At 63.2% G+C, this 25,135-nt stretch carries 25 protein-coding genes; 7 read left to right on the forward strand and 18 right to left on the reverse strand.

Translation table 11 applies throughout. The features are described from left to right. Positions 1–57 precede the first annotated feature (57 nt). On the reverse strand, positions 58–681 hold the full coding sequence (locus G7044_RS06875) for a nucleoside/nucleotide kinase family protein (protein WP_166327499.1): 624 nt from the start codon (positions 679–681) through the stop codon (positions 58–60). Between the two features lie 162 nt (positions 682–843). Here G7044_RS06875 and G7044_RS06880 point away from each other — a divergent pair, with 162 nt between their 5' ends. The 5 genes from G7044_RS06880 to G7044_RS06900 all read left to right on the forward strand — a co-directional run bounded on the left by G7044_RS06880 (position 844) and on the right by G7044_RS06900 (position 4,917). Beyond that, on the forward strand, positions 844–1,803 hold the full coding sequence (locus tag G7044_RS06880; protein ID WP_166327501.1) for a PDR/VanB family oxidoreductase: 960 nt from the start codon (positions 844–846) through the stop codon (positions 1,801–1,803). Between the two features lie 11 nt (positions 1,804–1,814). After that, entirely contained in the window at positions 1,815–3,134 is a 1,320-nt protein-coding gene (locus tag G7044_RS06885) for an aromatic ring-hydroxylating dioxygenase subunit alpha (protein ID WP_166327503.1), read from the forward strand. Continuing rightward, on the forward strand, positions 3,131–3,598 hold the full coding sequence (locus G7044_RS06890; protein WP_166327505.1) for an aromatic-ring-hydroxylating dioxygenase subunit beta: 468 nt from the start codon (positions 3,131–3,133) through the stop codon (positions 3,596–3,598). The genes G7044_RS06885 and G7044_RS06890 overlap by 4 nt, the downstream gene beginning before the upstream one ends. Next, on the forward strand, positions 3,595–4,314 hold the full coding sequence (locus G7044_RS06895; RefSeq protein WP_166327507.1) for an SDR family oxidoreductase: 720 nt from the start codon (positions 3,595–3,597) through the stop codon (positions 4,312–4,314). The genes G7044_RS06890 and G7044_RS06895 overlap by 4 nt, the downstream gene beginning before the upstream one ends. An 84-nt stretch (positions 4,315–4,398) precedes the next feature. Continuing rightward, on the forward strand, positions 4,399–4,917 hold the full coding sequence (locus G7044_RS06900; protein ID WP_166327509.1) for a MarR family winged helix-turn-helix transcriptional regulator: 519 nt from the start codon (positions 4,399–4,401) through the stop codon (positions 4,915–4,917). Here G7044_RS06900 and G7044_RS06905 read toward each other — a convergent pair whose 3' ends face one another. The 11 genes from G7044_RS06905 to G7044_RS06955 all read right to left on the reverse strand — a co-directional run bounded on the left by G7044_RS06905 (position 4,918) and on the right by G7044_RS06955 (position 15,291). Then, entirely contained in the window at positions 4,918–6,519 is a 1,602-nt protein-coding gene (locus tag G7044_RS06905) for an ATP-dependent acyl-CoA ligase (RefSeq protein ID WP_166327511.1), read from the reverse strand. A 5-nt stretch (positions 6,520–6,524) separates the two neighbouring features. Continuing rightward, on the reverse strand, positions 6,525–7,316 hold the full coding sequence (locus G7044_RS06910; RefSeq protein ID WP_166327513.1) for an aspartate/glutamate racemase family protein: 792 nt from the start codon (positions 7,314–7,316) through the stop codon (positions 6,525–6,527). 5 nt (positions 7,317–7,321) lie between these two features. Then, a complete protein-coding gene (locus tag G7044_RS06915; protein ID WP_166327515.1) occupies positions 7,322–7,747 on the reverse strand; it encodes an organic hydroperoxide resistance protein in 426 nt (141 codons plus the stop codon). 1 nt (position 7,748) lies between these two features. Beyond that, complete coding sequence (locus G7044_RS06920) at positions 7,749–8,372, reverse strand: EthD family reductase (RefSeq protein ID WP_166327517.1); 624 nt, start codon at positions 8,370–8,372, stop codon at positions 7,749–7,751. Between the two features lie 4 nt (positions 8,373–8,376). Then, positions 8,377–9,687, reverse strand: a complete 1,311-nt coding sequence (locus tag G7044_RS06925) for a TRAP transporter large permease (protein WP_166327519.1) — start codon at positions 9,685–9,687, stop codon at positions 8,377–8,379. Then, positions 9,687–10,199 (reverse strand): TRAP transporter small permease, encoded by a 513-nt coding sequence (locus G7044_RS06930; protein WP_166327521.1) that lies wholly within the window; start codon positions 10,197–10,199, stop codon positions 9,687–9,689. Before G7044_RS06930 ends, G7044_RS06925 begins: the two co-directional genes overlap by 1 nt. Before the next feature lie 71 nt (positions 10,200–10,270). Next, the gene (gene dctP / locus G7044_RS06935; protein WP_166327523.1) at positions 10,271–11,248 is read right to left on the reverse strand and encodes a TRAP transporter substrate-binding protein DctP; all 978 of its coding nucleotides are present in this window, start codon (positions 11,246–11,248) and stop codon (positions 10,271–10,273) included. Between the two features lie 206 nt (positions 11,249–11,454). After that, entirely contained in the window at positions 11,455–12,228 is a 774-nt protein-coding gene (locus tag G7044_RS06940; RefSeq protein ID WP_166327525.1) for a cyclase family protein, read from the reverse strand. Then, on the reverse strand, positions 12,225–13,478 hold the full coding sequence (locus G7044_RS06945; protein WP_166327527.1) for an SDR family NAD(P)-dependent oxidoreductase: 1,254 nt from the start codon (positions 13,476–13,478) through the stop codon (positions 12,225–12,227). The genes G7044_RS06940 and G7044_RS06945 overlap by 4 nt, the downstream gene beginning before the upstream one ends. Next, positions 13,475–14,677 carry a thiolase family protein gene (locus tag G7044_RS06950; RefSeq protein ID WP_328803825.1) on the reverse strand — a complete coding sequence of 401 codons (1,203 nt, stop codon included), beginning with the start codon at positions 14,675–14,677 and terminating at the stop codon, positions 13,475–13,477. The genes G7044_RS06945 and G7044_RS06950 overlap by 4 nt, the downstream gene beginning before the upstream one ends. Before the next feature lie 152 nt (positions 14,678–14,829). Then, positions 14,830–15,291: a MarR family winged helix-turn-helix transcriptional regulator gene (locus G7044_RS06955; protein ID WP_166327531.1), complete on the reverse strand. Its 462-nt coding sequence runs from the start codon at positions 15,289–15,291 to the stop codon at positions 14,830–14,832. Positions 15,292–15,610: 319 nt separating this feature from the next. Between G7044_RS06955 and G7044_RS06960 the strand changes: the two genes are divergently transcribed. Beyond that, positions 15,611–17,758, forward strand: a complete 2,148-nt coding sequence (locus G7044_RS06960) for a thiamine pyrophosphate-dependent enzyme (protein ID WP_166327533.1) — start codon at positions 15,611–15,613, stop codon at positions 17,756–17,758. After that, positions 17,755–19,275, forward strand: coding sequence for an indolepyruvate oxidoreductase subunit beta family protein (locus G7044_RS06965; RefSeq protein WP_166327535.1), 1,521 nt, complete (start codon positions 17,755–17,757; stop codon positions 19,273–19,275). Before G7044_RS06960 ends, G7044_RS06965 begins: the two co-directional genes overlap by 4 nt. Before the next feature lie 61 nt (positions 19,276–19,336). Here G7044_RS06965 and G7044_RS06970 read toward each other — a convergent pair whose 3' ends face one another. The 6 genes from G7044_RS06970 to G7044_RS06995 are packed head-to-tail and all read right to left on the reverse strand — an operon-like array spanning position 19,337 to position 25,135. After that, positions 19,337–19,735, reverse strand: coding sequence for a RidA family protein (locus tag G7044_RS06970; protein WP_166327536.1), 399 nt, complete (start codon positions 19,733–19,735; stop codon positions 19,337–19,339). After that, positions 19,732–20,139, reverse strand: a complete 408-nt coding sequence (locus G7044_RS06975; protein ID WP_328803826.1) for an acyl-CoA thioesterase — start codon at positions 20,137–20,139, stop codon at positions 19,732–19,734. Before G7044_RS06975 ends, G7044_RS06970 begins: the two co-directional genes overlap by 4 nt. Position 20,140: 1 nt before the next feature. After that, positions 20,141–21,301, reverse strand: a complete 1,161-nt coding sequence (locus G7044_RS06980; protein ID WP_166327538.1) for an acyl-CoA dehydrogenase family protein — start codon at positions 21,299–21,301, stop codon at positions 20,141–20,143. Then, positions 21,301–22,101, reverse strand: a complete 801-nt coding sequence (locus G7044_RS06985) for an enoyl-CoA hydratase family protein (protein ID WP_207630217.1) — start codon at positions 22,099–22,101, stop codon at positions 21,301–21,303. Before G7044_RS06985 ends, G7044_RS06980 begins: the two co-directional genes overlap by 1 nt. Beyond that, positions 22,101–22,844, reverse strand: coding sequence for an SDR family NAD(P)-dependent oxidoreductase (locus tag G7044_RS06990; RefSeq protein WP_166327539.1), 744 nt, complete (start codon positions 22,842–22,844; stop codon positions 22,101–22,103). The genes G7044_RS06985 and G7044_RS06990 overlap by 1 nt, the downstream gene beginning before the upstream one ends. Next, on the reverse strand, positions 22,841–25,135 hold the full coding sequence (locus tag G7044_RS06995; RefSeq protein WP_166327540.1) for a bifunctional salicylyl-CoA 5-hydroxylase/oxidoreductase: 2,295 nt from the start codon (positions 25,133–25,135) through the stop codon (positions 22,841–22,843). Before G7044_RS06995 ends, G7044_RS06990 begins: the two co-directional genes overlap by 4 nt.

Raw genomic sequence — 25,135 nt, forward strand, 5'->3', positions numbered from 1 at the left:
GCTGATATTTCAGGCAAGAAAAATATGAATTTTCACCTTTTTAAATTTGAAGCACTGTCAGGAAGGGTGCAGCAAATAATCGGGTGCCGCACTTTCGTGCAGAATAAGCCGGCCATTGGGCAAGTCGTTTTCATCCAGCTTGAAGGCGATTTCGGCCTCGGTCAGGCCGTAACCTATCCAGCGCCGGGTCAGGCGGCGGCGCAACTCATCCTCGGGAACCTCGATGCGGACGGTCAGGTCAAACAGCGGGCGCAGGCTGGGCCAAGGCGCGCGGTTCAGCAGCAGGTAATTGCCCTCGACCAAGATCAGCCGCGCCTCGGGGCCGATGATGCGGGCACTGCCGCGCGAGATTTCAAGATCGCGATCAAATACCGGCACCGAAACGGCGCCCTCGGCCCGATCTCGCAGCCGCGAGAGGGTGCTGCGCAGCCCGCCCACGTCGAAGGTGTCGGGCGCACCCTTCCAAGGCCTGCGGCCCATCTGGTGCAGCACCGCATCGTCATAGTGAAACCCGTCCATCGGCAGAATCGCCGTATCAGCCAGCGATTCGGCCAGCCGTTCGACCAGCGTCGACTTGCCAGAGCCCGGCGCGCCGACAATCGCGATCACCTGACGCCCCGGTCGCGCCGGAAGGTTCTGCGCCAATGCAACAAGGCCGTCAAAATCAATATCTTCCGACATATTCGCCCCTTCAAGCTGGCCGCCAGATTATGCCAGTTTACAGCCGCCGCCAAACCCAATCGCCGGGCTGCACATATATGAATTTTCACTATTTCAAACTTAAAGCTTGACGAAATACGGGCCTCTCCCGGATAGTTTTCCCATCACCCACGTCCAGCAGGGATGAAGGCATTGACCGATTTGACGCTGATCGTCCGGCGCACCGACGATGTCGGAGAGCTGATCCGGGAAATCGAACTGACCCGCCCCGATGCAGCGCCCCTGCCCGCATTCGAAGCCGGCGCACATATCCTGCTGACCCTGCCGGGCGGGACTGAAAACGCCTATTCGCTGATCGACCTTACCGGCGATCCGGCGACACCGGGCAGCTATATTCTGGGCGTACGCCGCGACGCGAATGGCGCGGGCGGCTCGCGTTTCATGCATGATCTGAAACCGGGCGATCAGGTCACCGCCAGCCTGCCCAAGAACCATTTCCCGCTGGATCCGGGCGACGGGCCGGTGCTGCTGCTGGCCGGCGGCATCGGGGTGACGCCGCTGATCTCGATGGCGTCGGCGCTGGCGCGGCGGGGGCGCGATTTCCGCATCGTCTATGCCAGCCGCAGCCCGGCCGCCGCAGCATTTGCCGACCGGCTGGCCACCCATGGCGACCGGCTGCGCCTGCATCACGACGACCGCGACGGCGGCCCGCTGGACGTGGCAGCACTGATCGCCGAAGCCGACCCCGCCACCCATGTCTATGTCTGCGGCCCGAAGCCGATGATCGACGCCACCCGCGCCGCGATGGAGGCCGCCGGCCGCGCCGACCTGTTCCATGCCGAGCTGTTCGAAAACGTCTCGCACCAGTCCGGCGACAAACCGTTCGAGGTCGAGATCGCCTCGACCGGCCAAGTTTTCACCATCCCCGCCGACAAGACCATCATCGAGGTGTTGGAGGCCGAGGGCATTGACCTGATCTTCGACTGCCAGCGCGGCGATTGCGGGATCTGCCAGACCGACGTGCTGGAAGGCACACCCGACCACCGCGACGTGGTGCTGTCCAAGGATGAACGCGACAGCGGCAAGGTCATGCAGATCTGCGTCAGCCGCGCGCTGTCCGCACGCCTGAAACTCGACCTTTGAAGGAGAAAGCCATGACCGACGCCGCCCTGCGCGACCGTATCGACGCGCTGATCCGCCCCCAGCAGGTTCACCGCGATGTCTACACCAGCCCGGAAGTCTACCAGCTGGAAATGAAGCACCTGTTTCCGAATGCATGGGTCTATATCGGCCATGAAAGCCAGACCCCGAACAAGGGCGACTACATCACCGCCCAGATCGGCGACCAGCCGCTGCTGATGGTGCGCCATACCGATAACGAAATCCACGTCCTGTATAACCGCTGCCCGCACAAGGGCACCAAGATCGTCATCGACAAGGCGGGCAATACCGGCAAGTTCTTCCGCTGTCCCTATCACGCGTGGTCCTTCAAGACCGATGGCTGCCTTTTGGCGATCCCTTTGAAGAAGGGATACGAAGGCACCGGGCTGGAGGAGACAGAGGCCGCAAAGGGTCTGGCCCCGGTCGGCGACATGAAGAACTATCGCGGCTTCGTCTTTGCCCGACTGGCGAAAGAAGGCATCAGCTTCGAAGATTTCTTCGGCGATTCCCTGTCCTCGCTGGACAATATGGTCGACCGCTCGCCCCAGGGGACGCTGACCATTGCCGGTGCGCCCCTGCGCTATATGCACAAGTGCAACTGGAAGATGCTGGTCGAAAACCAGACCGATACTTGCCACCCGATGGTCGCCCACGAATCTAGCGCCGGCACCGCCGTGAAGATCTGGGAGGAGATGGACAAGCCCGAAGGCACCCCCAAGCCCCCCGCGATGGAGATCATCGCCCCCTTCATGTCGCCCTATGAGTTCTTCGAAAACATGGGCATCCGCACCTGGCCGAACGGGCATGGCCATACCGGCGTGCACCACTCGATCCACTCCGATTACTCGGCCATCCCCGGCTATTACGACGCCATGGTCGAGGCTTATGGCGAAGAACGGACGCAGGAAATTCTGGGCGAGAACCGGCACAACACCGTCTATTTCCCCAACATCATGATCAAGGGACCGATCCAGCAGTTGCGGAACTTCATTCCGCTTGGTCCCGACAAGACGCTGGTCGAAAGCTGGATCTTCGCGCTTGACGGCGCGCCTTCGGAACTGACTGCCCGCACGGCGATGTACAACCGGATGATCAACGCCCCGACCTCGATGGTGGGACACGACGATCTGGAAATGTATGAACGCGCGCAGGAAGGGCTGATGTCGGACGGGCTGGAATGGGTCAACATCCAGCGACTTTACGAAGACGGCGAGGATTTCACCGAAACGGCAGAGCTGAACGGCACCACAGAACGCCAGATGCGCAACCAGTTCGACGCATGGAAACGCTTCATGCTGGGGGGTGCGGCATGAACCGCGAGGAAGTCACCGATTTCATCTATGACGAGGCATGGATGCTGGACGAGGGCCAGTTTCACGAATGGCTGGATCTGTGGCTACCCGATGCCGTCTATTGGATGCCACTGAACTGGAACCAGCAGGATCCGGTTAATGAGACCTCGCTTCTGTATGAAGACAACTTCATGCTGCGCCTGCGGATCGAACGCCTGCACGGCGCGCGCACCTTCAGTCAGAAGCCCAAAAGCCGCTGCCATCATGTGCTGAACCGCCCTCGCATTCTGGAACTGGCCGAGGACAGCGCCAAGGTCGTGACCAAGATGCATTATGTCGAGACCCGGCTGGACGAACAGCAGATGCTGGCGCTGACCGTCACCCACGATCTGAAGGCCACGCCGGACGGCATCCGCATCGCCGGCAAGCGCGTCGATATCCTGAATTGCGACGCCGCTTTCGGCAATATCCAGTTGCTGCCATGACCGAATACACAGCCGTCATCACCGGCGGAAACAAGGGCATCGGCGCCGATCTGGCGGCGGCGATGCTGGCGAAAGGCTGGCATGTCGTTTCGCTGGCGCGGCACGAGGGCGAGGCGGCGGATGTCGAACATATCATCTGCGACCTGTCCGATCCGGTGGCCGTGGCGCAGGTGGGCGCGGACATTGCCGCGCGCCATCAGGTCACCCATTTCGTCCAGAATGCCGGGATCATCCTGCCGAACCTGATCGAAGACGCCGGGCCCGAGGATATGCTGGCGCTGACCCAGCTTCACCTCGGCGCCGCGCTGTCGCTGACGCAGGCCTTTCTGCCGGAGATGAAGGCGCGGGGCTTCGGGCGCATCCTGTTCAACGCCTCGCGCGCGGCACTGGGGGCGAAAACCCGCACCGCCTATTCGGCATCGAAGGCCGGGATGATCGGCATGGCGCGGACCTGGGCGCTGGAACTGGCCGAACATGGTATCACCGTCAATGTCGTGGCCCCCGGCCCGATCCTGACCGACAATTTCTGGGGCATCGTCCCCAAAGGCAGCGCGCAGGAAGGTGACCTGGCCCGCCGCATCCCGGTCGGACGGCTGGGCACGGTTAACGACGTGAGCCGCGCGTTCATGTTCCTGGCCGACCCGGATGCCGGTTTCATCACCGGCCAGACGCTGTTCGTCGATGGCGGTGCCAGTATCGGAACGGTGCCCATCTGATCGGACACAGGCCAATGCAAAATTTTGCTCTTAAAATATTTGTGGTTGATGCAATATGAATATATCCGAACCACGGAACACATGATGAGCAATGATTTGAGCACCGATATTCATTCCCGATCCGCCCTCGGGTCCGAGGACGATCCCCTTGCCATGCGCCGCCTCAAGCTGTGGATCCGCATGTTGGGCGTGACCCGGCAGGTCGAAAATCAGCTACGCGAATTTCTGCGCGTCAGCCATGATACCACCCTACCCCGCTTTGACGTGATGGCGGCGCTGCATCGCTGGCGCGACGGGCTGACCATGACCGAGCTTTCACGTACGCTTCTGATTTCCAACGGTAACGCGACCACGGTGGTCAATCGACTGGTCAAGGACGGGCTGGTCGCCCGCATCCACTCCGAAGAAGACCGCCGCCGCATCACCGTCCGCCTGACGCCCAAGGGGCTGGAAACGTTTGAGGCCGTCGCCGCCGAACATCGCGACATGGTCAATGATCTGTTCGGCGACATGACCGAGGCAGATCTGGACGCGATGCGCGGCGTACTGCGCCGTCTGCGCGACGGGCTTTCGACGCAGAACGTCAGTTTGCCGATGGAGTGATCAGCGCCGGACGGTCACGCCCGCCGCTTCCCGGTCCCAGGTCGCATCTGTCACGCCGCGCTCGCGCAGGATGAATTTCTGCACCTTGCCATTGGCGGTCTTGGGCAGCTCGGCCATGAATTCGACGTAACGCGGCACGGCGAAATAGGACATCTTGCCCTCGCAATGGCGGATGATCGCCTCGGGGTCGGGCGCGGCCCCGTCATGCAGGATGATCGCGGTCATCACCTCGTCCTCGGCCAGTTCGGATGCCACGGGGAAGACCACCACCTCGGCCACATCCGGGTGAGCGGCCAGCACCTGCTCGACCTCATAAGACGAGATATTCTCGCCCCGGCGGCGGATCGAATCCTTCATCCGGTCGAGGAAACGGAAATAGCCGTCAGGCGCGCGCAGCATCCGGTCGCCCGTATGCAGCCACAGGTTCTGCCATGCCTCGGCGGTTTTTTCGGGCATGCCGAAATATCCCAGCGACATGGCAAAAGGTTCATCGGCGCGGATCACCAGCTCTCCTGCCTCGCCATCGGGCACGGGGTTGTCGGCCTCATCCACGATGCGGGCGTCGAAACCGGGCAACAGCAGCCCGGTCCAGCCGGGCTTCAGCGTCGATTCCGTAGTGCCGATCACCACGTTGCTTTCGGTCGCACCGTAAGCGTCCAGCAGCACGACCCCGGTGCGGCGGGTGAATTCCTCGGCAGCGGGTGCCGGCACGCCGGGCGCCAAAGCCACGCGGACCGTATGCGCCTTTTCATCGGCGCCTTCGGGCCGCGACAGCAGCATCGGCACCATCGCCCCCAGCACATAGGTCACCGTCGCACCTGATGCCCCCATTGCACCCCAGAAGCCCGAGACCGAGAATTTCTGCTCAACCACCTGCTGACAGCCGTTCAGCAGCGCCTGGAAAAAGCAGTTGAGCGCATTGGTGTGAAACAGCGGCAGCGGTGTGTGCAGCACATCGCCTGTCCGCAAGCCCAGCATGTGGCCGGTATAGACGCCCCACCAGAAGAATTGCGCATGCGGGCAGACCACACCTTTCGACAGGCCGGTCGTCCCAGAGGTGTAAAGGATCGTCAGCGCATCGCTGGGTTTGACTGCGGCAGCGGTGGCCTCGGTGTCGGTCTGCGGCAGGTGCTCGACACTGATGCCGGGCAGATCCGGCAACGCGCCTTCGCCGATCACCCAGATGCGCTGAATGGCCAGCTTGTCTAGCTCAAGACCCTCCAGCACCTCCAGCAGGCTGTCCTCGATCACCAGCAGCTTCGCGCCTGAATTCGACAGGATATGCTGCAGCTGAAACCCGCGCGACGCGGTGTTGATGGGAACCGAGACCGCCCCCATCCAGCCGCAGCCCAGAAAGACCGGCATGAATTCGGGTCGGTTGCCGCAGATGATCGCGACCCGGTCGCCCTGCGCGATGCCGCCAGCTTCCAGCGCCGCCGCCGCCTGCGCAGCCGCCCGCCGGGTCTGGCGATAGGTCAGCTTCGCCTCGCCGCAGGCAAACAGCGGCGCGTCGGAAAAGCGCGCCTCTTGCGCCAGCAGAAGCTTGGGCAGCACACGCTCGGCCGGAGGGAAGGCGGATTTGAAGGCTGCAATCTCGGTCATTTGGGTCAATCCTTCCCGGCAGAATGGCGGGCCAGAAGGCCGCGAAAATCACTGATAGCCTGCGCACCGGCGCGGGCGCAGAAAGGGCCGCGATTGGGTTCAAGCCCGTTCAGCGCGAACAACCGCGCCTGCATCTCGGCTTGCAGCAGGGCAACGGCGACGCGGTTGAGCACCGGCGCATCACCGATGCACAGACCCCGCTCGCCACTGATCAGCAGCCCCGGTAACACCCCTGCCGGCACGATCACGTCACAACCGGCATCGACCATCGGCTGGGCGATGCGGCGCAGTTCGGCGATCATGCGATCCTTCGCCGCGCCGTCGCCGCGAAAGGCATCGGCGAAATAGCCCGGCGTGACATTCAGCCCAGAAACATGCGTCACGCGCTCGCCAAGGCCGTAGCGGTCGGCCTGTTCGTGATGCAGGTGCCGAAACGTCTGGTCCAGCGTGATCAGCCCGATCTGGCGGCCAAGCTGAGCGGCAAAATGCAGGCTGGCCTCGCCCACGCCGATGACGGGGATGCCGATGGCGGATTTCAGTTCCATCAGGCCGGGGTCCTGGAAATGGCCCAGCACCACGGCGTCGAAACCGTCGGCCTCGGCGTCGATGGCCTGATCTATGGCCTGAATGGCGCAGCGGAACTCTGACAAGCGGCTGAAATCCCGGTCGGGCGGAGAGATGCCGCGCAGCGTGACCTGCGTATCCGCTCCGGCGATCTGGTTCAGATAGGCCGACAGCCGGGCCATGTAATCCGGGTTCGATTCCGCGTCGATGAAGCTTTGCCAGAAGATCCGCATCGCACTCAGGCCAGCGTCAGCTGAACGTCGATATTGCCGCGCGTGGCATTGGAATAGGGGCAGGTCTGATGCGCCTTTTCCACCAGCGCCTGCGCCACGTCGCGGTCCAGCCCCGGCAGATGCACGACCAGTTCGACCGCAAGGCCATAGCCGGTTTCAACCTTGCCGATGCTGACCTTCGCCGCGACCTGCACATCGTCAGGCACGGCAACCTTGTCCTGCCGCCCCGCGACCTTCAGCGCGCCGATAAAGCAGGCGGAATAGCCGGCGGCGAAAAGCTCCTCGGGGTTGGTTCCTTCGCCGCCCGGCCCGCCAAGCGCGGTCGGCACGGTCAGCTTCAACGGAAAGCTGCCATCGGGCCGGTTCGAGGTACCGTCCCGTCCAGCGGTCGAGATCATTTCGGCGGTATAGATCGCTTTTTCAAAGGGCATTTCAGGATTCCTTTCTGATTGGGCGGATCGCCTCGGTCAGCATGGTGAAATGAAAGACGCCGCCGTGATATGGTGGATAGGCATCGACATCGGCGCGCATCGCCGCGCGGATGGGCGATGCAAGCGCGGCGGCCAGATCCTGCGGGCTGTCGAAGGCCACGCGATTGCGCTGCATGTGATTGTCGCGCGGGAATGGCAGGGACGAGAGGTGGTCGATCCGGGTCAGCATCTCGACCGCGCGAATGCCGGGAAGGCGACACATCAGCGGGATGTGGTGATCCGCATAGTGTTGCAGCCATCCGTTCCGGTCCTGCGCGGGGCCGGGATAGTGGACCAGATAGGAACAGCCACCCTCGCCCGGTTCGGCAACCGAGTAGCTGCGGCGCAGGAATGCTTGCTGGCGCGGGCGACCGGGTAAAGTCCGCAACGCGCCGTCTGGGCCACAGGCGGCTTCCAGTGCTTCGATGCCGTCGAATTCCAGTTGCATCGCCATTGCCGGGGCGTCCGGTTCGGCGCCTGTGGGACAGTGGATCAGCCCGCGTTGAAGTCCCGGCAGCTGAGCAAACGGCAGGCGCAGATCTCCCCCGATCTCCTTGTCCCAGACCAGCATCAACACGCAGGTCATGGCGTCAGATCAGGCTTGGCAGCAGCAGCGCCAGCTGCGGGAAGACAACCACCAGCACGATCAGCACCAGCGTCAGCAGCACATAGGGCAGCGCCGCCATCGCGACCGTCTTCAACCCCATATCGCCGCTGGCCGATCCCATCACCACATACAGAAGCAGGCCGAAGGGCGGGGTGGACAAGCCGACCTCGAACGCCAGCAGCAGGATAAGGCCCAGCCAGACGGTATCAAACCCGTATTGCGCCGCGAATGGCATGAACAGCGGCAGGGTAATCAGCATCATGGACACCTGATCCATGAACATGCCCAGAACCAGAATAACCAGCACCATAAGCAGGATGATGCCATAGCGCCCCAATTCAAGGCCGATCACCGCATTGATGAAGCCGTTCGACGCCCCCGAGAAGGCGAAGATCTGCGAAAACGTCATCGAGGCCGAGATGATCAGGAAGGTCATCCCCGTCACCTTCATCGCGTCGTCCAGCGACTGCCAGACCACCGACCAGCTGAACTTGCGATAAACGACTAGAAGCGCCGCCACACCGACACAGCCGAGGCCCGCCGATTCCGTCGGGGTCGCAATGCCAAGGATGATCGTGCCGACCACTGTGAAAACCAAGAAGGACATGGGCAGGATGTTGACCAGCACCCCGCGCCATTTCTCGCGGCCTGACACCTCGGGGACGGGATATTGCGGCGCGGCCTCGGGGTCGATCTTGGTCTGGAACCAGATCAGCCCGCAAAACATCACCGTCAGCAGCAGCCCCGGCAGAATGCCCGCGATCAGCAGCGCGCCCACGTCAATCTGCGCCAGCGACCCAAGCAGCACCGCCAGTGTCGAGGGCGGAATGATAACCGCCAAGTTACCCGCGCCCAGCACCGGGCCATAAGCCATATGCGGCTTGTAGTTCCGCTTCAGCATTTCCGGGGCCATCAGCGATGACATCATCCCGGCATTGGCAAGGCTGGACCCCGACAGCGCAGCAAAGATCGCGCCTGCCATCAGCACCACATAAGACAACCGCCCGCGCAGATTACCAACAGCGATATCCAGCGCGTGGATGACCCGCTCTCCCAGTCCCGAACGGAAATACAGGCTGCCCATGACCAGGAACATCGGCAGCGGCGCCAGCGCATAGGTGCCCACGGCCTCGGAAAAGTTGGCGACCATCTGCGTGATGCCGCGCTGCCCGCCGAAGAACAGCATCAGGCCAAGGATATTGGTGGCGAAGAAGGCGAAGGCGACCGGCAGACCCAGCCCCATGAGGGTGATGATGGTGCCAATCAGGATCGCGAAGGGGTATAGCCAATCCATCACATTCCCTCGGCTTCAAGTGGGCTGGCGTCATAGATGGATGCGGGCGTCAGAAGGAAGCGCAGCCATTCCAGCGCCGAAAGCGCAAAGCCCAGAAAGATCGGCAGGAAGATCGCCCATTTCGGCATGTCGAAGGTGCGGCTTTCGAAGCTGGCCTTCTCGATCGCGGTCACCATCGACGCCCATGCGACCCAGCCGAGATACAGGCACAGCAGGATGCAGACCACATAGACCAGCCTTTCCAGAAGCTGCTGGATGGCTGGCGGGAACAGGGCGCGCAGGAAGACCACGAAGACGTGGCCCTTGATCCGGACCAGCCAGGGCATGGCCAGAAAGGTGATATACAGAAGGCTATATTCGGATGCCGAGATCGCCCAGGTCATCGCCTTCAACCCAAGGTTTCGGGCGACGACATCGGCCACCACCATCAGGATGACCGCGCCGATCAGCAGCTTCGCCGCCGAGGCAAGAAGCCAGGAGATATAACCGACAATATCAAAGAACCGTTCCATGGGATGCCTTGGCGTTCCTGCGTTGCGGTGCGGGGATCAGCCCGGCCGCGGCAGGCGGCCGGGCACTTGGATCAGTTGAACAGCTCGCGCAGTTCCTCGACATGGGTCGGGTCGCGTTCGGTCAGGCGGTCCCAGCTGGATTTGGCGGCGGCGTCCAGAAAGGCGTCACGGCCTTCGCCCGTCATCTCGACGACCTGCATGCCTTCGGATTCCATCAGGGCGCGGGTTTCCTCATCCTCTTTGCGGATCGCGTCCGAGCTTTCGCGTTCGAATTCCTGCGCGGCCTTTTCCAGCACCGCCTTGGATTCGTCCGACAGGTCGTTCCACGCGTCGAGATTCATCGAGATCAGCACATCCATCCCGAAAAAGCTGGGATCGACGCGGTAGCGGGTGAACTTGTCCCAGCCGAATGCCTTGTACCCGATCGAGGGATAGGCCAGCCCGTTGATCATCCCGCGTTCCAGCGCCGTATAGGTATCGCCCATCGGCATCACCACCGCCTGCGCGCCGATGCTGTCGAAGAACTGTTTGTAAAGCGGCGAGGCGCGCAGGACGAGACCGTTGAAATCGAGCATGCCATTGTCCTGCACCTTGGGTTCATCCACGGTCCAGATGTGGAAGCCGACGCCGGTATCGACCCATGCGATCAGCTTGGCGTTGCCCTTTTCCTGATAGACTTGGTCGATCTTCTCCCACGCGCCGTTTTCGCGCGCTTCCCAAGGCGTGATCGTGGCGGCCGAAAACGCATCGCCTTCCGGCACGATTTCCAGATACAGGCCGGCGGGGTTGTTGATCATGTCGATCAGCCCGGATTGCTGCGCCGCGCCCAGTTGAGTGTTCGGGATCACTTCCGGACCGCCGCGCACCTCGATCCGCACCACGCCTTCGCCGGCCGCGTTCACCTTGTCGACAAAGCGCAGGAAACTTTGGGCAAAGCCCACCTGCGTCGGCGTGAAATGCACGGCATTGATGACATCTTCGGCCCGTGCCGGCAGCGCGAAGGCGCTGGCGATGATGGCGGCGAGCGCGGTATTCTTCCACATCTTCATCTGGCTACCCCTGTCAGGATGGAATCATTCTGTTTTGATTCATGTTACGCATGAGTTTTCATGGAATCAAATTTAAATTCAAAATATTCGTGCTTGATGTAGATTTCCGCGCAACTTCAGGGCCAGAGGGCAGTCCCCTTTGCGCCAAACAAAACGACCTGCCCAAATATCGGGCAGGTCGCTGTCGGCTAGCCAAGGCCGAAGGTTCAGTTTTCGATCAGCGCCATGACCCGCAAGGGGCTGCCGGTGCCGCCCTTGATCTTCAGCGGTGCGGCCAGCAAGACCGCCCCGGTCGGCGGCAACTGATCGAGATTGCGCAGGCATTGCAGCCCGTATTTACCGGCGCCGTGCAGGGTGAAATGCGCGGGATAGGGCGGTGTGTAATGGCCACCCTGCCCCGCATCCGTGCCCACCGTTTCGGTGCCAAAGCCGCGAATGTCGCGATCATGGACCAGCAACTGGATCGCCTCGGGCGTGGGGCCGGGCGAATGGGCGCCGTCGTCGCGCAGGTTCAGATATTCAGCGCCGCTTCGCTTGGACCAGTCGGTCCGCAGCAGCACCCATGATCCGGCAGGGATGCGGCCATGTTCGGCCTCCCACGCCTCGATGATCTTTGGCGTCAGTTCGTAATCGTCATCCTGCGCCGCGCCTGCGGAGCAGTCGATCACCACCACCGGACCGACAAAGACGCCGGGGTCGATTTCGTCCACCGCCCCGTTCGGCACGTCGCGCCCGGAAATCCAGTGGCTTGGCGCGTCGAAATGGGTGCCGGTATGTTCGCCCATGCTGATATTGTGCCATTTCCACGCCGGGCCGCGTTCATCATAGGCACTGATCTCCTCAATCCGGAAGCGGGCGCATTGGCCGAATTCCGGGGGCAGCACGATGACCGGGAAATCCGGGTCCAGTGTGTGGGTCAGGTCGACCACCCGCACCGCTCCTGATGCAAGGGCCTGTGTCAGTCCGGCAAGCGCGCTCATGATCTTCCTCCCATGGTCATTTCGCGTTCAAGCACTTTCGGGCCGGCGCGGAAGCGCGCGACCAATTCCTTCGCGACATCGCCGCAATAGACATCCTCCAGCCCGGCCTGCAGACCCTTCACGAGGTCGTTGGCCAGCGATCCGGGCGCGACCTTGGGCGGCGGCAGAGGCTGATGCCAATCATCCTCGGTCGGGCCGACAAAGACATGCATGACGCGCAACCCGCTGTCACGGAACTCGCCGCGCAGCGACTGCCCCAGCGACAGCGCCGCCGCTTGCGAGGCCGCGAAGCTGCCGAACTCCGGCATATTCACCAGCGCATAGGCCGACAGGATGTTGACCCATGCCACGGCAGAGTTCACCCCGTCCGCCGTCCGCGCGCACATCCCCGGCCCGAAAGCCTGCGCAAGCCGCATCAGACCCATCACGTTCACGTCGAATTCCTGCTGGGCAAAGGCGGTATCGCCCCGCGCCAGCACACCGCCGGGGCGGATGAAACGGGCGTTGTTGATGAGAATATCGACCTTGCCGCCGATCTCGCCCGCCAGTTCGCGGATGCTGGCGCTGTCGGTCACGTCCAACGGCAGCACCTGCACGCCGGGCACGGCCTGCAAGGCGGCGCGATGCGGGTTCGGGCGCCAGCCTTCGGCCTCGCCCACGAAAATGGTCGTGGCACCGGCCTTGTGCAGCGCCTTGGCGATGGCCGGGGCATTGTCGCTGCGCCCGTCCACGATCAGCACGCGGCGCAGTTTCGGGTCCGAGGTCATGGCACGCAATTGCGGATCATCCTCCATATCCGGGGCCGGAGTTTCGGGCATGGCCAGCAGCACGCCCTGCCCGGCCCGGTCCAGCCGATTGGTCATCACCACGCGGGCGCGCGGCGGTACATCGCCATGAATATGGCAGATGATGATCGGCCCGGCATCCAGCCGCACGGTCCCGGCCCGCCACGGCGCGCGTTCGCGGAAATACAGGTTGGTCGAGGTCCGCACCGTGGTTTCGGCCAGCAGTTCGCCGCGTGGGTCCACATCCTGCCAGCTTAGTTCGACTGACAGGCACTTGTTGCAGGCGTCGCGCGCCGGATACAGCACCGCCCCGCATTCGCCGCAAACCTGCATGGCAAAGCGGCCCTCGGCGGCGGCGGCGGTCAGGCCCATCGCGGCACGGCTGCGCGCCTGCGGGGGTATCGTCGGGGACAGCGTGCGCCGTTCGGGGTTCTTCTTCGGCGGAGGCCTCAGCGGCGTGGTCATGGCCCGTTTCCTTTCAGGATCGCCGCCCCCGAACACAGCCCGCGATCATAGTTGATCATCCCAAAGCCCGACACCATCGCCCGACGCGCCCCCGGCACCTGCGTCGGTCCTGCGGTGCCGGTCACCTGCCGGATCGCCTCGACCAGCCCCAGAAAGCCACCTGCGGCCCCCGCCTGCCCGGCCGACAGCTGCCCGCCAGAGGTGTTATGCGGGAAATCCCCGTCAATGGTCAGGTCGTGGTCGCGGACGAATTGCGCGGCCTTGCCCTTGGCGCAGAAGCCCAGATCCTCAATCTGCATCATCGAGATCACCGGATAGTCGTCATAGGTTTGCAGCAGGTCGATATCCTGCGGGGTGCAATCCGCCATCTGATACAGCTGATCGGCGTCCACCGTCCAACCGCCGCGCAGCTGGATCGGGTCGTCGGGATTGGCGTTGTGACGTTCTATCGCGGCTTCAAGCGTGGCATAGGGAAGGTTGCGCCGTTCAGCCTCGTCCACGGTCATCACCAGGAACGCCTCGGCCCCGGCGCAGGGCATCACGCAATCGAACAGCGCGATGGGGTCGGCGATGGGGCGGGCATCCAGATATTGCTGCAGGCTCAGCGGCTTTTTCATCAGCGCATTCGGGTTTCTCAGCGCATTGTCGCGTTGCGACACGGCGATTCGGCCGAAATCTTCGCGCGTGGCGCCGTATTCATGCATGTAGCGGTCGGTCAGCAGCGCGAAATTCGCATTCGGGCCGCCATAGCCATAGGGATAGGCAGCGTCGGCCTGAAAGCGCGAAAAGCTGGACAGAAGCTGACGGAAGCTGTCGATGTGGTTGGTGTCGCCCGCCACGCAGGCAACGATATCGGCGTCGCCGGATTGCACCGCGCGCGCCGCACGGCGCAGCGCCACGATGCCGGCCGCGCCCCCCATCGGGATATGATCCAGCCAGCGCGGCGACAGGCCCAGATGCTGGGTCAGACCGACGGCGGTATCGGGAAACAGGGTAAAGCTGGCCATGGACAGCCCGTCCAGGTCGCCCGACCGCAGCCCCGCCGCATCCAGCGCCATCCGCAGCGCGCGGGCAATCCACCAATGCGCGGTCTGCGTCGAATAACGCTGATAGGGAACGCTGGCGGGTGCCACCAGTGCAACGCCCTCATATGACTGCCGGGGGCGGCTGCGGGTGGTTGGGCTTGCGGGTGTCGGCACGAAACTCCCCCATCTCATCACCGGCCGGGATCAGTCGAAACGCGGCGGCATGCTGGCATTTAAATGAGTATTCATATAGTATTGTGCTGTGGCAAGCTTTTTGATTTCCACAGCACAATATATAATTTTCAACAGGTTATGACCGCACGGCTTCAGATCTGGCGCAGATTGGCCAGCACGCGGGTCAGCCCGGTCAGAAAGATTTCGCGTTCGGCGGCGCTGAATCCGGCCATCATCGAATCATTCACCCGCGAGATCTCCGGGTGGATCTTGTCAAAGACCTTTTGCCCCTCCGGCGTCAGACTGACCAGGCGCAGCCGGCTATCCTCCAGGCTGACCTGGCGTTCGATCAGCTTCTGCTTTTCCAGGCTGTCCAGCGCGCGGCTCATGGTCGGCTGTTCGGCGATGGCATAGCCACACAGCTCATTCACCGTAAGCCGGCCATAGATCTTCAGCGAGATCACGATCCGCATTTTCAGCGTCGAGGCCCCCACCGATTTCAGCCGCGACTGCAGCACCCGATGGTATTGATGAACAATATGGTTCAGCAAAAACGAGGGCATCCGTTCCAGATCAATCCCCGGTGCGGTCCCTTGTTCATCCTGTTTCGCCAAGTCCATCCGCCTTCTGCCGCCTAATGGATTCGATTGCTAACGCTGTTCTTCGACATCCGCCAGCAACCTTGTTGGTGGTGTGACATCCCATGACTCTGCCGATTCGTTGCAGGAAATGCCAGCCCAGCCCCCTGTAAACGCCCGGAAATAATTTTGAACACAAAACATTTGCGCGATAATATGATTTTTCATACACTAAGTCCAACCACCCCGACAGATACCGCGCGAGGGGTGGCGGGACCGGATACCGGCCGCGCGGCCAAAGCTGGCCCAGCTTGCCAACAGGCAGCGGGCAAACCCATGATTTCAGGGAAACGCCATGGCAGAACGTTCATTCAAGGCCGAAGTGCAGCACCTTAAGCTGGGGCAGGGTCAGACCTTCACCGGCGAGGGCATTCTTGCGATAACCAAGGCGTTGCTGGAATCGGGCGTGGGCTATGTCGGCGGTTATCAGGGGGCGCCGATCTCCCATCTGATGGATGTTCTGGCCGATGCCGAGGAGCTGCTGCAGGATCTCGGCGTCCGGTTTGAGGCGAATGCGAACGAGGCCGCCGCCGCCGCCATGCTGGCCGCATCCGTCCATTACCCCATCCGCGGGGCGGTGACCTTCAAGGGCCCGGTGGGCGTCAATGTCGCATCAGACGCGCTGGCTAATCTGGCATCCAGCGGCGTGACCGGCGGCGCACTGGTGATCGTGGGCGAGGATTACGGCGAAGGCTCGTCCATCATGCAGGAACGCACCCATGCCTTCGCGATGAAATCGCAATTCTGGCTGCTGGATCCGCGCCCCAACCTGCCCAGCATCGTCAAGGCCGTCTCGGACGGGTTCGACCTGTCCGAGGTCTCGAACACGCCGGTCATGCTGATGGTCCGCATCCGGTCCTGCCATGTCACCGGCAGCTTCGAATGCCGCGACAACAAACGCCCGGACTTCACCGTCAAGGATGCAGTGGCCAATCCGCGATCCGATTTTGCCCGCGTGGTGCTGCCGCCAGCATCCTATCAGCATGAACAGGACAAGGTGAAAAACCGCTGGCCCGCAGCCGAGAAATTCATCCGCGACCGCAAGCTGAATGAGGTCTTCGGCCCCGAAAAGGCCCCCGTCGGCATCGTATTGCAGGGCGGCATGTATAACGGCGTGGTGCGCGCGCTGCAGCATCTGGGCCTGGCCGACATCTATGGCAACAGCCAGATCCCGCTGTATGTGCTGAACGTCACCTATCCGCTGGTGGCCGACGAATATCTGGATTTCTGCAAGGGCAAGAAGTCGATCCTGGTGGTCGAAGAAGGCCAGCCGGAATTCATCGAAAACCAGCTGAGCGCGTTTCTGTATCGCGCCCGTTCAGATGTCAGCCTGCACGGCAAGGACGTGTTGCCGATGGCTGGCGAATATACCGGCGCGGTCATGCGCGATGGCATCGCCGCCTTCCTGAAGGAAGCAGCCCCGGACATGCTGTCCGACGCGTTGCGCGCACCGAACACCACGCCGCCGGCCATTCCCGATCTGTCCAAAACCGTGCCGATCCGCCCGCCCGGCTTCTGCACCGGCTGCCCTGAACGTCCCATTTTCGCGGCCATGAAGCTGGTGGAAAAGGAACTGGGCAAACATCAGATCGCCGCCGATATCGGCTGCCACCTGTTTGCCTCGCTGCCGCCCTTCGAAATCGGTGGCGCGACCATGGGTTACGGCCTTGGCCCGGCAGCAAACGGCGCCTTTGACGGGGGCGGCGACAAGCGCGCAGTCGCCATCATCGGCGATGGCGGGTTCTGGCATAACGGGCTGTCCTCGTCCTTCGGGAACATGGCCTTCAACAAATCCGACGGCGTCGCCATCGTGGTCGACAACTTCTATTCCGCCGCAACCGGCGGGCAGGACGTCATGTCCTCGCGCGCGTCGAACAAGTCGAAATCGACGAAGAACCCGATTTCGAAGGCGCTGGCGGGGATCGGCATCAACTGGGTGCGCCAGATCGACCGCACCTATGACGTGGCCCATATGCGCGACACCATCCGCGAGGCGCTGACGACCGAGGAAAAGGGGCCGAAGGTCATCGTCGCCTCGTCCGAATGCATGCTGAACCGGCAGCGACGCGAAAAGCCGCTGCGCGCGGCCGCGATCAAGGAAGGCCGCCGCGTGGACGTGCCGCGCTTTGGCGTGGACGAGGAAGTCTGCACCGGCGATCACGCCTGCATGCGGCTGTCGGGCTGCCCCTCGCTTTCGCTGAAGAAGCTGGATGATCCCCTGCGCGACGATCCCGTCGCCAGCATTGATGTCAGCTGCGTTGGCTGCGGCAATTGCGGCGAGGTCGCCGATGCCGCCATCCTGTGCCCCAGCTTTTACCGCGCCGATGTGGTCCACAACCCCGGCAAGCTGGAAACCCGGCTGGCGCGCTGGCCCGAAGGTTGGCGCAGTTTTCTGACCAAGCGCCGCGCCGCGCGCCGGCTGGATCTGGGGGTGGCGGAATGAACACGCATGTGAAACCGGGCGATCTGTCAGCCGATACCAGCATCATCAAGGTGGCCATTCTGGCCGTGGGCGGTCAGGGCGGCGGCGTGCTGACCAGCTGGATCGAAGGGCTGGCCCGCGCCAATGGCTATCTGGCGCAGGCGACCAGTGTGGCGGGCGTGGCGCAGCGCACCGGTGCCACCGTCTACTACGTCGAGATGGCGCCCAAGGGCGACCAGCTTCCGGTGTTTTCACTGATGCCCGCCGCGGGCGACGTGGACGTGATGATCACCGCCGAGATGATGGAGGCCGGGCGATCCATCATGCGCGGTTTCGTGACGCCAGACCGCACCACGCTGATCACCTCGACCCACAGGGCGCTGGCGGTGTCGGAAAAGATGGTGCCCGGCGACGGCATCGCGTCCAGCGACGAGGTGATGGCAGCCGCCGAGCTGGCCGCGCGTCAGCTGGTCGCTGCGGATTTCGATGCGCTGGCGATTGCCAATGGCTCTGTCATTTCGGCGACGATGTTCGGCGCGCTTGCCGGTTCGGGCGCGCTTCCCTTCCCCCGCGCCGCGTTCGAGGACGCCATTCGCGCCAGCGGCAAAGGGGTCGAGCCCAGCCTGCGCGCCTTTGCTGCCGGCTTCGATGCCGCCTCGGGCACGACCACCGAAGCGCCCCCCGATACAACCGAGGCCACGACCCACACACCGACGGGCCCCGACGCCCTGCTGCGTGAATGGGACGCCTTGCGCGCCAGCCTGTCCGACCTGTCACCAAAGGCTGCGACGATGGCCGAAGCAGGCCTGCGCAAGGTGGTGGATTTTCAGGATCTCGATTACGGGCGCGACTATCTGGACCGCCTGCGCCGGATTGCGTCCCGCGACCCCGGCGATGGCAGCCTGACGGCCGAGGCCGCGAAATATATCGCCAATGCCATGGCCTATGACGACATCATCCGCGTCGCGAATGCCAAGACCCGGCCCCAACGCGGCACTCGGATCGCCCGCGAGATGCGGCTGAAGCCCGGCCAGCTGATGCAGGTGACCGAGTTCCTGCATCCGCGCGCCGAAGAAATCGTCTCGCTTCTGCCCGCCCGGCTGGGCGCGCGCTGGCAAGCCAATCCCAAGCGGATGGCGCTGATCGACCGGCTGTTCAATCGCGGGCGGCGCATCCGCACCGATGGCATCATCGGCTTTTCCATGCTGTATCTGCTGGCCGGCGCAAAGGGCTGGCGCCGCCGCACATTACGCCATGCCGAGGAGATGGCGCATCTGGAAAGCTGGCTGGACCGCGTCGCGGCAGCGCCCCCACCGGTCGCGATCGAATTGCTGCGCAACCAGCGCCTCATCAAGGGTTATTCCGACACCCACGCCCGCGGCCAATCGAAATTCGCCCGCGTGATGGAGGGCGCGCGCCTGGTCGAACATCGTGAGGACGCCGCCGACTGGATCCACCGCCTGCGCGAGGCGGCACTTCAGGATGAAGAAGGCCGCGCGCTTGACGGGGCGTTGCAGACGGTAAAAAGCTTCACGTGAAACGAAAGGCCCGGCGGGAAAGCCGGGCCTTCGATATGCAGACCGCGACGGCGCTGACGCCTCAGCTGCGGATATAGGCGGTCGCCTCGATTTCGATCAGCGCCTCGTCTTCGATCAGGTCCTTGATGACCAGCATCGACATGGCCGGGAAGTGCTTGCCCATGACACGACGATAGGCTTCGCCGATAGCGCGTTGATTGGCGACATAATCGGCCTTGTCCTTCACGAACCAGGTCAGCCTGCCAATATCGGTGACCTCGCCGCCAGCGGCGCGAACAACCTCGGCGATATTTTGCAGGCATTGCTCCATCTGACCGATAAAGTCATGCGCTTCGAACACCTTGTCCCGGTTCCAGCCGATCTGGCCGCCGATATGCAGCGTTCCGTCAGCCATCAGCATGCCGTTGGCGTATCCAAGCGCGGGTGCCCAGCCCTCCGGGTGAATCGTCACTGGCTTCATACCGAGCCCTCCATGATGTCATTGATTTTCGCGCGGACCGGATCGGGCCAGCTTCGCGGCTTGCCATTCGTGTCGGTGCAGACCAGCACCTGATCGACGGTGAAGCGGACCTCGCCGCCCCGCGCGACAATGGTCAGCGCCATGCTGGACCGGCCCAGCCGGTCTATGGTGATATCCAGCTGGATCTGATCGCCAAGGCGGCAAGGCGCCTTGAAGTCGATATTCAGTTTTGCCGTGGGCACCCCGCCGGTCTTTACGATCTCGGCGAAAGACCAGCCGAGGCAGTCGTCGAACATCGCCTCGACCGCGTCATTGATGATCTCGACATAGCGGGGGTAGAAGCCGATCCCTGCCGGGTCGCAATGCTTGAACAGGATTTTCTGCGGAAAGCTGAAATGCGCCACCTCAGCCCCCTTCATGCGCTGAAAGCGCCTGCCGGGCGATGACCACGCGCTGCACGTCCGAGGCACCTTCATAGATGCGCAACGCCCTGATCTCGCGGTAAAGCCGCTCGACGACCTCGCCCGAACGCACGCCGTCGCCGCCGAAAAGCTGCACCGCCTTGTCGATGACCTGCTGCGCCTGTTCAGTGGCGAACAGCTTCGCCATCGCGGCTTCGCGCGTGACGCGGGGCGCACCGGTATCCTTGGCCCATGCGGCGCGGTAGACCAGCAAGGCGCTGGCATCCACATCCAGCGCCATATCGGCGATATGGCCCTGCACCATCTGCAGATCGAACAGCGGCGCGCCCTGCACCTGACGGGCGGTCACGCGGGTCAGTGCCTCATCCAGCGCGCGGCGGGCAAAGCCCAAAGCGGCGGCGGCAACGGTCGAGCGGAACACGTCCAGCACCGACATGGCGATGCGGAAGCCCTGCCCCGGCTGGCCCAGCATCGCGCTTGCCGGGATGCGGCAATCGGTGAAGCGCAGGGTGGCAAGGGGATGCGGCGCGATGGTCTCCAACCGCTCGGCGATCTCGAATCCCGGCAGTCCGGCGGGCAGGATGAAGGCCGACAGACCTTTCGCGCCCGGCGCCTCGCCCGTCCGCGCGAACAGCGTATAGACATCCGCGATGCCACCGTTCGAGATCCACGTCTTTTCGCCATTCAGCACGTAATCGTCACCGTCGCGCGTGGCGGTCATGGTCGAGTTCGCCACGTCCGATCCCGAACGCGGCTCGGTCAGGGCAAAGGCCGAAATCGCCTTGCCCGCACGGGTCTGCGGCAGCCATTCGTCCTTTTGCGCATCCGTCCCGAACAGCGAAATCGCCCCCGTCCCCAACCCCTGCATGGCAAAGGCGAAATCAGCGAGGCCGTCGTAACGCGCCAAAGTCTCGCGGATCAGGCACAGACTGCGCACGTCCAGCGTGCCGCCTGCCGGATCGACGGCGGAATGGGTCAGAAAGCCCGCATCGCCAAGCGCCGAGACCAGCGAACGGCAGGCGGCATCGGTGTCGTGATGGTCGATCTGCGCCAGCGCGCCGGGCGCCCATGCCTCCAGCGCCGCCGACAATTCGCGGTGGCGGTCGTCGAAGAACGGCCAGTCGAGGAAGGATTTGTCCGCCATCAGTCGCCCTCGAATACAGGTTTTTCCTTGGCGACGAAGGCGTGATAGGCGCGGTGGAAATCCTGCCCCTGCATGCAGATCGCCTGCGCCTGCGCCTCTGCCTCGATCGCCTGATCGAGGCTCATCGACCATTCCTGCGCCAGCATGGTCTTGGTCATCATATTGGCGAAATTCGGCCCGGAAGCGATGCGCGCGGCAATATCGCCCGCCTCATCCATCAGCTTCGCCTGCGGCACGACGCGGTTGAAGAAGCCCCATGCGAGGCCTTCATCGGCAGTCATGGCACGGCCCAGATACAACAGTTCCGCCGCGCGCCCCTGCCCGATGATGCGCGGCAGGATCGCGCAGGCGCCCATGTCGCAACCCGCCAGACCCACGCGGTTGAACAGAAACGCCGTCTTCGCCTCGGGCGTGGCGACGCGCAGATCGGAAGCCATGGCGATGATCGCACCTGCACCTGCGCAAACGCCGTCCACCGCCGCAATGATGGGCTTGCCGCAGCCGATCATGGCCTTGACCAGATCGCCCGTCATACGGGTAAAGCGCATCAGCTCTTTCATGTTCATCTTGGTCAGCGGCCCGATGATTTCATGCACATCCCCGCCAGAGCTGAAATTGCCGCCATTCGGGGCGAAGATCACCGACTTCACGTCGTCGTCGTAATGCAGATCGCGGAACCAGTCGCGCAGCTCGGCATAGCTGTCGAAGCTCAGCGGGTTCTTCCGCTCTGGCCGGTCCAGCGAGACGGTGGCAATGCCGTCCGTGATTTCGCAGTTGAAATACTTTACGTCGCTACGCATCAGATCTCTCCTCCCGACAGGGTCAGGGTGTGGCCATTGACGGAACGCGCCGCGTCCGAAAGCAGATAAAGCGCGGCTTCCGCCACCTCGTCGGTCTGGATGAAACGCTTCTGCGGGTTGTCCTTGACCAAAGCGGCCCGCGCGTCCGCTTCGCTCATCCCGGTCTTTTCCACGATATTCGCGACCGAGCGGTCCAGCATCGGCGTGTCGATGAAGCCGGGGCAGATCGCGTTAACGGTTATGCCAGCACCCGCGAGCTCCAGCGCCAGCGCGCGGGTCAGCCCAACGACACCATGCTTTGCCGCCACATAGGCAGAGACGTAAGCATAGCCCTTCAGCCCCGCGGTCGAGGCCACGGCAATCATCCGCCCCCAGCCCGCCGCCTTCATATCCGGCAGCGCCGCCTGCCAGACATTGGCGACGCCGATCAGGTTCACCGACAGCATATCAGCCAGCATTCCGGCCGGCATCTTCGCGAAAGGCTGGCTTTCCGCCGCGCCGGCATTGGCGATAACGCCAAGGATCGGCCCCTGCGCATCCCGCGCCGCCGCAAAAGCCTGCGCCACGGCATCAGCATCGGTCACGTCGCAGATCTGGTAAGCTAGACCCTGTTCGCGCAGCGGCCCCTCGCGCCGGCCCATGACTGTGACGCGCGCGCCAGCTGCTGCCAACGCCTGCGCAGTGGCCGCGCCCACGCCAGAGCCGCCGCCGGTGACGACGATATGCCTGCCCTCAATGCTCATGCCCGGATCGCCTCGGCCTCGCGTTCGGCCAGCCGCCAGGACTGGTCGCGGCCCGCCAGATAGGGGTCGGGCCATTCGGCGCTGCGATCACCGATCTTGGTCGCCTCATGGAAGGTCCAATAGGGGTCGGCCAGATGCGGGCGGCCCACGGCGACCAGATCGGCGCGTCCCGCCATCAGGATCGAATTGGCGTGATCGGCCTCATAGATATTGCCGACGGCCATGGTGGCGATGCCGGTTTCGTTGCGGATCCGGTCGGAAAACGGCGTCTGGAACATGCGGCCATAAACCGGGCGCGCATCCACCGTGGTCTGCCCGGCGGAAACGTCGATGATATCTGCGCCGGCATCGTGGAACGCGCGGGCGATTTCGACCGCCTCGGTCGGGGTGACGCCGCCGTCGCCGACCCAGTCATTCGCGGAAATCCGCACTGACATCGGCTTTTCGGCGGGCCAGACGGCGCGCATGGCGGCAAAGACTTCCAGCGGCCAGCGCAGGCGGTTTTCCAGACTGCCGCCATATTGATCCCTGCGCTGGTTCGAGACCGGCGAGATAAAGGACGAGATCAGATAGCCATGCGCCGCATGCAGCTCGACCATATCGAAACCGGCGCGGGCGGCCATTTCCGTCGAGGCGACGAATTCTGCCTTGATCGCGTCCAGATCGGCCTGCGTGGCCTCTCGCGGGACGGCATTGTCCTTGGACCACGGGATCGCCGAAGCCGAGACCAGATCCCAATTGCCTTGGGCAAGCGGCTTGTCCATCCCCTCCCACCCGATATTCGTCGAGCCCTTGCGGCCCGAATGGCCGATCTGGCTGCAGATCTTGGCGTCGGTTTCGGCATGGACGAAATCGACCAGCCGCTTCCACGCGGCCTGATGTTCGGGCGCGTAAAGACCGGGGCAGCCGGGCGTGATCCGACCCTCGGGCGAAACGCAGGTCATTTCGGTATAGATCAGCCCGGCGCCGCCCTTGGCGCGTTCGGCGTAATGGACGAAATGCCAGTCGGTCGGCGTGCCGTCGACTGCCTTGTACTGCGCCATGGGCGAGACCACGATGCGGTTCTTCAGCGCCATGTCGCGCAGCCGGAAGGGTGCAAACATCGGCGCCCGCACCGGGGCATCGGCAGCGGCGCCGGCCTGTTTCTGGAACCATGCCTCGGCCGATTGCAGCCATTCGCCGTCGCGCAGGCGCAGGTTTTCATGGCTGATCCGCTGGCTGCGGGTCAGCAGGGAATAGTTGAACTGCACCGGGTCGAGATCCAGATACCGCTCGACCTGTTCGAACCATTCCAGGCTGTTGCGCGCCGCCGATTGCAGGCGCAGCACCTCCAGCCGGCGTTCGTACTGATAGCGTTCGAAGGCGGCTTCCATGCTGGGTTCGCTATGCAGGTAATTCGCCAGCGTGATGGCGCTTTCGAAGGCCAGCCGCGAACCGGAGCCGATGGAGAAATGCGCCGTCGCCGCCGCGTCGCCCATCAGAACGATATTCTCGTGGTGCCAGCGCTCGCAGATCACGCGTGGGAAATTCATCCAGACGGCAGAGCCGCGCAGATGGGCGGCATTCGACATCAGGTCATGGCCACCAAGGTGACGTTCGAAGACCTTGCGGCAGGTTTCGACCGTTTGCTCCTTGGTCATGCCCTCGAACCCCCAGCGATCCCAGGTGTCCTGCTGGCATTCGACGATGAAGGTCGCGGTATTGTCGTCAAACTGGTAGACATGCGCCCACATCCAGCCATGTTCGGTTTTCTCGAAGATGAAGGTAAACGCGTCATCGAATTTCTGATGCGTGCCCAGCCAGATGAACTTGGTCTCGCGCATCTCGACATCGGGCTTGAACACATCGGCATATTCGGTCCGCACCCGCGAATTGATGCCGTCGCATGCCACCACCAGATCGTAATCCTTCTGGTAATCGCTTGCGGCCCCGAATTCGGTTTCGAACCGCATCTCGACGCCCAGCTCGCGCGCGCGTTCCTGCAGCAGGATCAGCATCTGCTTGCGCCCGATCCCCGCGAAACCATGCCCGCCCGAGACATTGCGCACCCCGTCATGGATCACCGCGATATCGTCCCAATAGACGAAATGGTCGCGGATCGCCTGCGCGCTGACGGGATCGTTCTGGGCCAGATTGTCCAGTACCTCGTCCGACAGCACGACGCCCCAGCCGAAAGTGTCATTGGCGCGGTTGCGTTCGATCACGACAACTTCATGCGCGGGGTCGCGGACCTTCATGGAAATGGCGAAATAAAGCCCGGCCGGACCGCCCCCAAGACACGCGATGCGCAT

It is taken from the genome of Paracoccus xiamenensis (genome assembly GCF_011308835.1).
GTDB lineage: Bacteria > Pseudomonadota > Alphaproteobacteria > Rhodobacterales > Rhodobacteraceae > Paracoccus > Paracoccus xiamenensis.

Excerpts from the sequence above, each read along its gene's own strand:
- G7044_RS06875 (WP_166327499.1), bottom strand. The coding sequence starts at position 681 with ATGTCGGAAGATATTGATTTTGACGGCCTTGTTGCATTGGCGCAGAAC.
- G7044_RS06980 (WP_166327538.1), bottom strand. The coding sequence starts at position 21,301 with ATGGCGGACAAATCCTTCCTCGACTGGCCGTTCTTCGACGACCGCCAC.
- G7044_RS06995 (WP_166327540.1), bottom strand. The coding sequence starts at position 25,135 with ATGCGCATCGCGTGTCTTGGGGGCGGTCCGGCCGGGCTTTATTTCGCC.
- dctP (WP_166327523.1), bottom strand. The coding sequence starts at position 11,248 with ATGAAGATGTGGAAGAATACCGCGCTCGCCGCCATCATCGCCAGCGCC.
- G7044_RS06990 (WP_166327539.1), bottom strand. The coding sequence starts at position 22,844 with ATGAGCATTGAGGGCAGGCATATCGTCGTCACCGGCGGCGGCTCTGGC.
- G7044_RS06930 (WP_166327521.1), bottom strand. The coding sequence starts at position 10,199 with ATGGAACGGTTCTTTGATATTGTCGGTTATATCTCCTGGCTTCTTGCC.
- G7044_RS06910 (WP_166327513.1), bottom strand. The coding sequence starts at position 7,316 with ATGCGGATCTTCTGGCAAAGCTTCATCGACGCGGAATCGAACCCGGAT.
- G7044_RS06960 (WP_166327533.1), top strand. The coding sequence starts at position 15,611 with ATGGCAGAACGTTCATTCAAGGCCGAAGTGCAGCACCTTAAGCTGGGG.
- G7044_RS06970 (WP_166327536.1), bottom strand. The coding sequence starts at position 19,735 with ATGAAGCCAGTGACGATTCACCCGGAGGGCTGGGCACCCGCGCTTGGA.
- G7044_RS06915 (WP_166327515.1), bottom strand. The coding sequence starts at position 7,747 with ATGCCCTTTGAAAAAGCGATCTATACCGCCGAAATGATCTCGACCGCT.
- G7044_RS06885 (WP_166327503.1), top strand. The coding sequence starts at position 1,815 with ATGACCGACGCCGCCCTGCGCGACCGTATCGACGCGCTGATCCGCCCC.
- G7044_RS06900 (WP_166327509.1), top strand. The coding sequence starts at position 4,399 with ATGAGCAATGATTTGAGCACCGATATTCATTCCCGATCCGCCCTCGGG.
- G7044_RS06945 (WP_166327527.1), bottom strand. The coding sequence starts at position 13,478 with ATGACCACGCCGCTGAGGCCTCCGCCGAAGAAGAACCCCGAACGGCGC.
- G7044_RS06925 (WP_166327519.1), bottom strand. The coding sequence starts at position 9,687 with ATGGATTGGCTATACCCCTTCGCGATCCTGATTGGCACCATCATCACC.
- G7044_RS06965 (WP_166327535.1), top strand. The coding sequence starts at position 17,755 with ATGAACACGCATGTGAAACCGGGCGATCTGTCAGCCGATACCAGCATC.
- G7044_RS06920 (WP_166327517.1), bottom strand. The coding sequence starts at position 8,372 with ATGACCTGCGTGTTGATGCTGGTCTGGGACAAGGAGATCGGGGGAGAT.
- G7044_RS06985 (WP_207630217.1), bottom strand. The coding sequence starts at position 22,101 with ATGCGTAGCGACGTAAAGTATTTCAACTGCGAAATCACGGACGGCATT.
- G7044_RS06940 (WP_166327525.1), bottom strand. The coding sequence starts at position 12,228 with ATGAGCGCGCTTGCCGGACTGACACAGGCCCTTGCATCAGGAGCGGTG.
- G7044_RS06905 (WP_166327511.1), bottom strand. The coding sequence starts at position 6,519 with ATGACCGAGATTGCAGCCTTCAAATCCGCCTTCCCTCCGGCCGAGCGT.
- G7044_RS06890 (WP_166327505.1), top strand. The coding sequence starts at position 3,131 with ATGAACCGCGAGGAAGTCACCGATTTCATCTATGACGAGGCATGGATG.
- G7044_RS06895 (WP_166327507.1), top strand. The coding sequence starts at position 3,595 with ATGACCGAATACACAGCCGTCATCACCGGCGGAAACAAGGGCATCGGC.
- G7044_RS06880 (WP_166327501.1), top strand. The coding sequence starts at position 844 with ATGAAGGCATTGACCGATTTGACGCTGATCGTCCGGCGCACCGACGAT.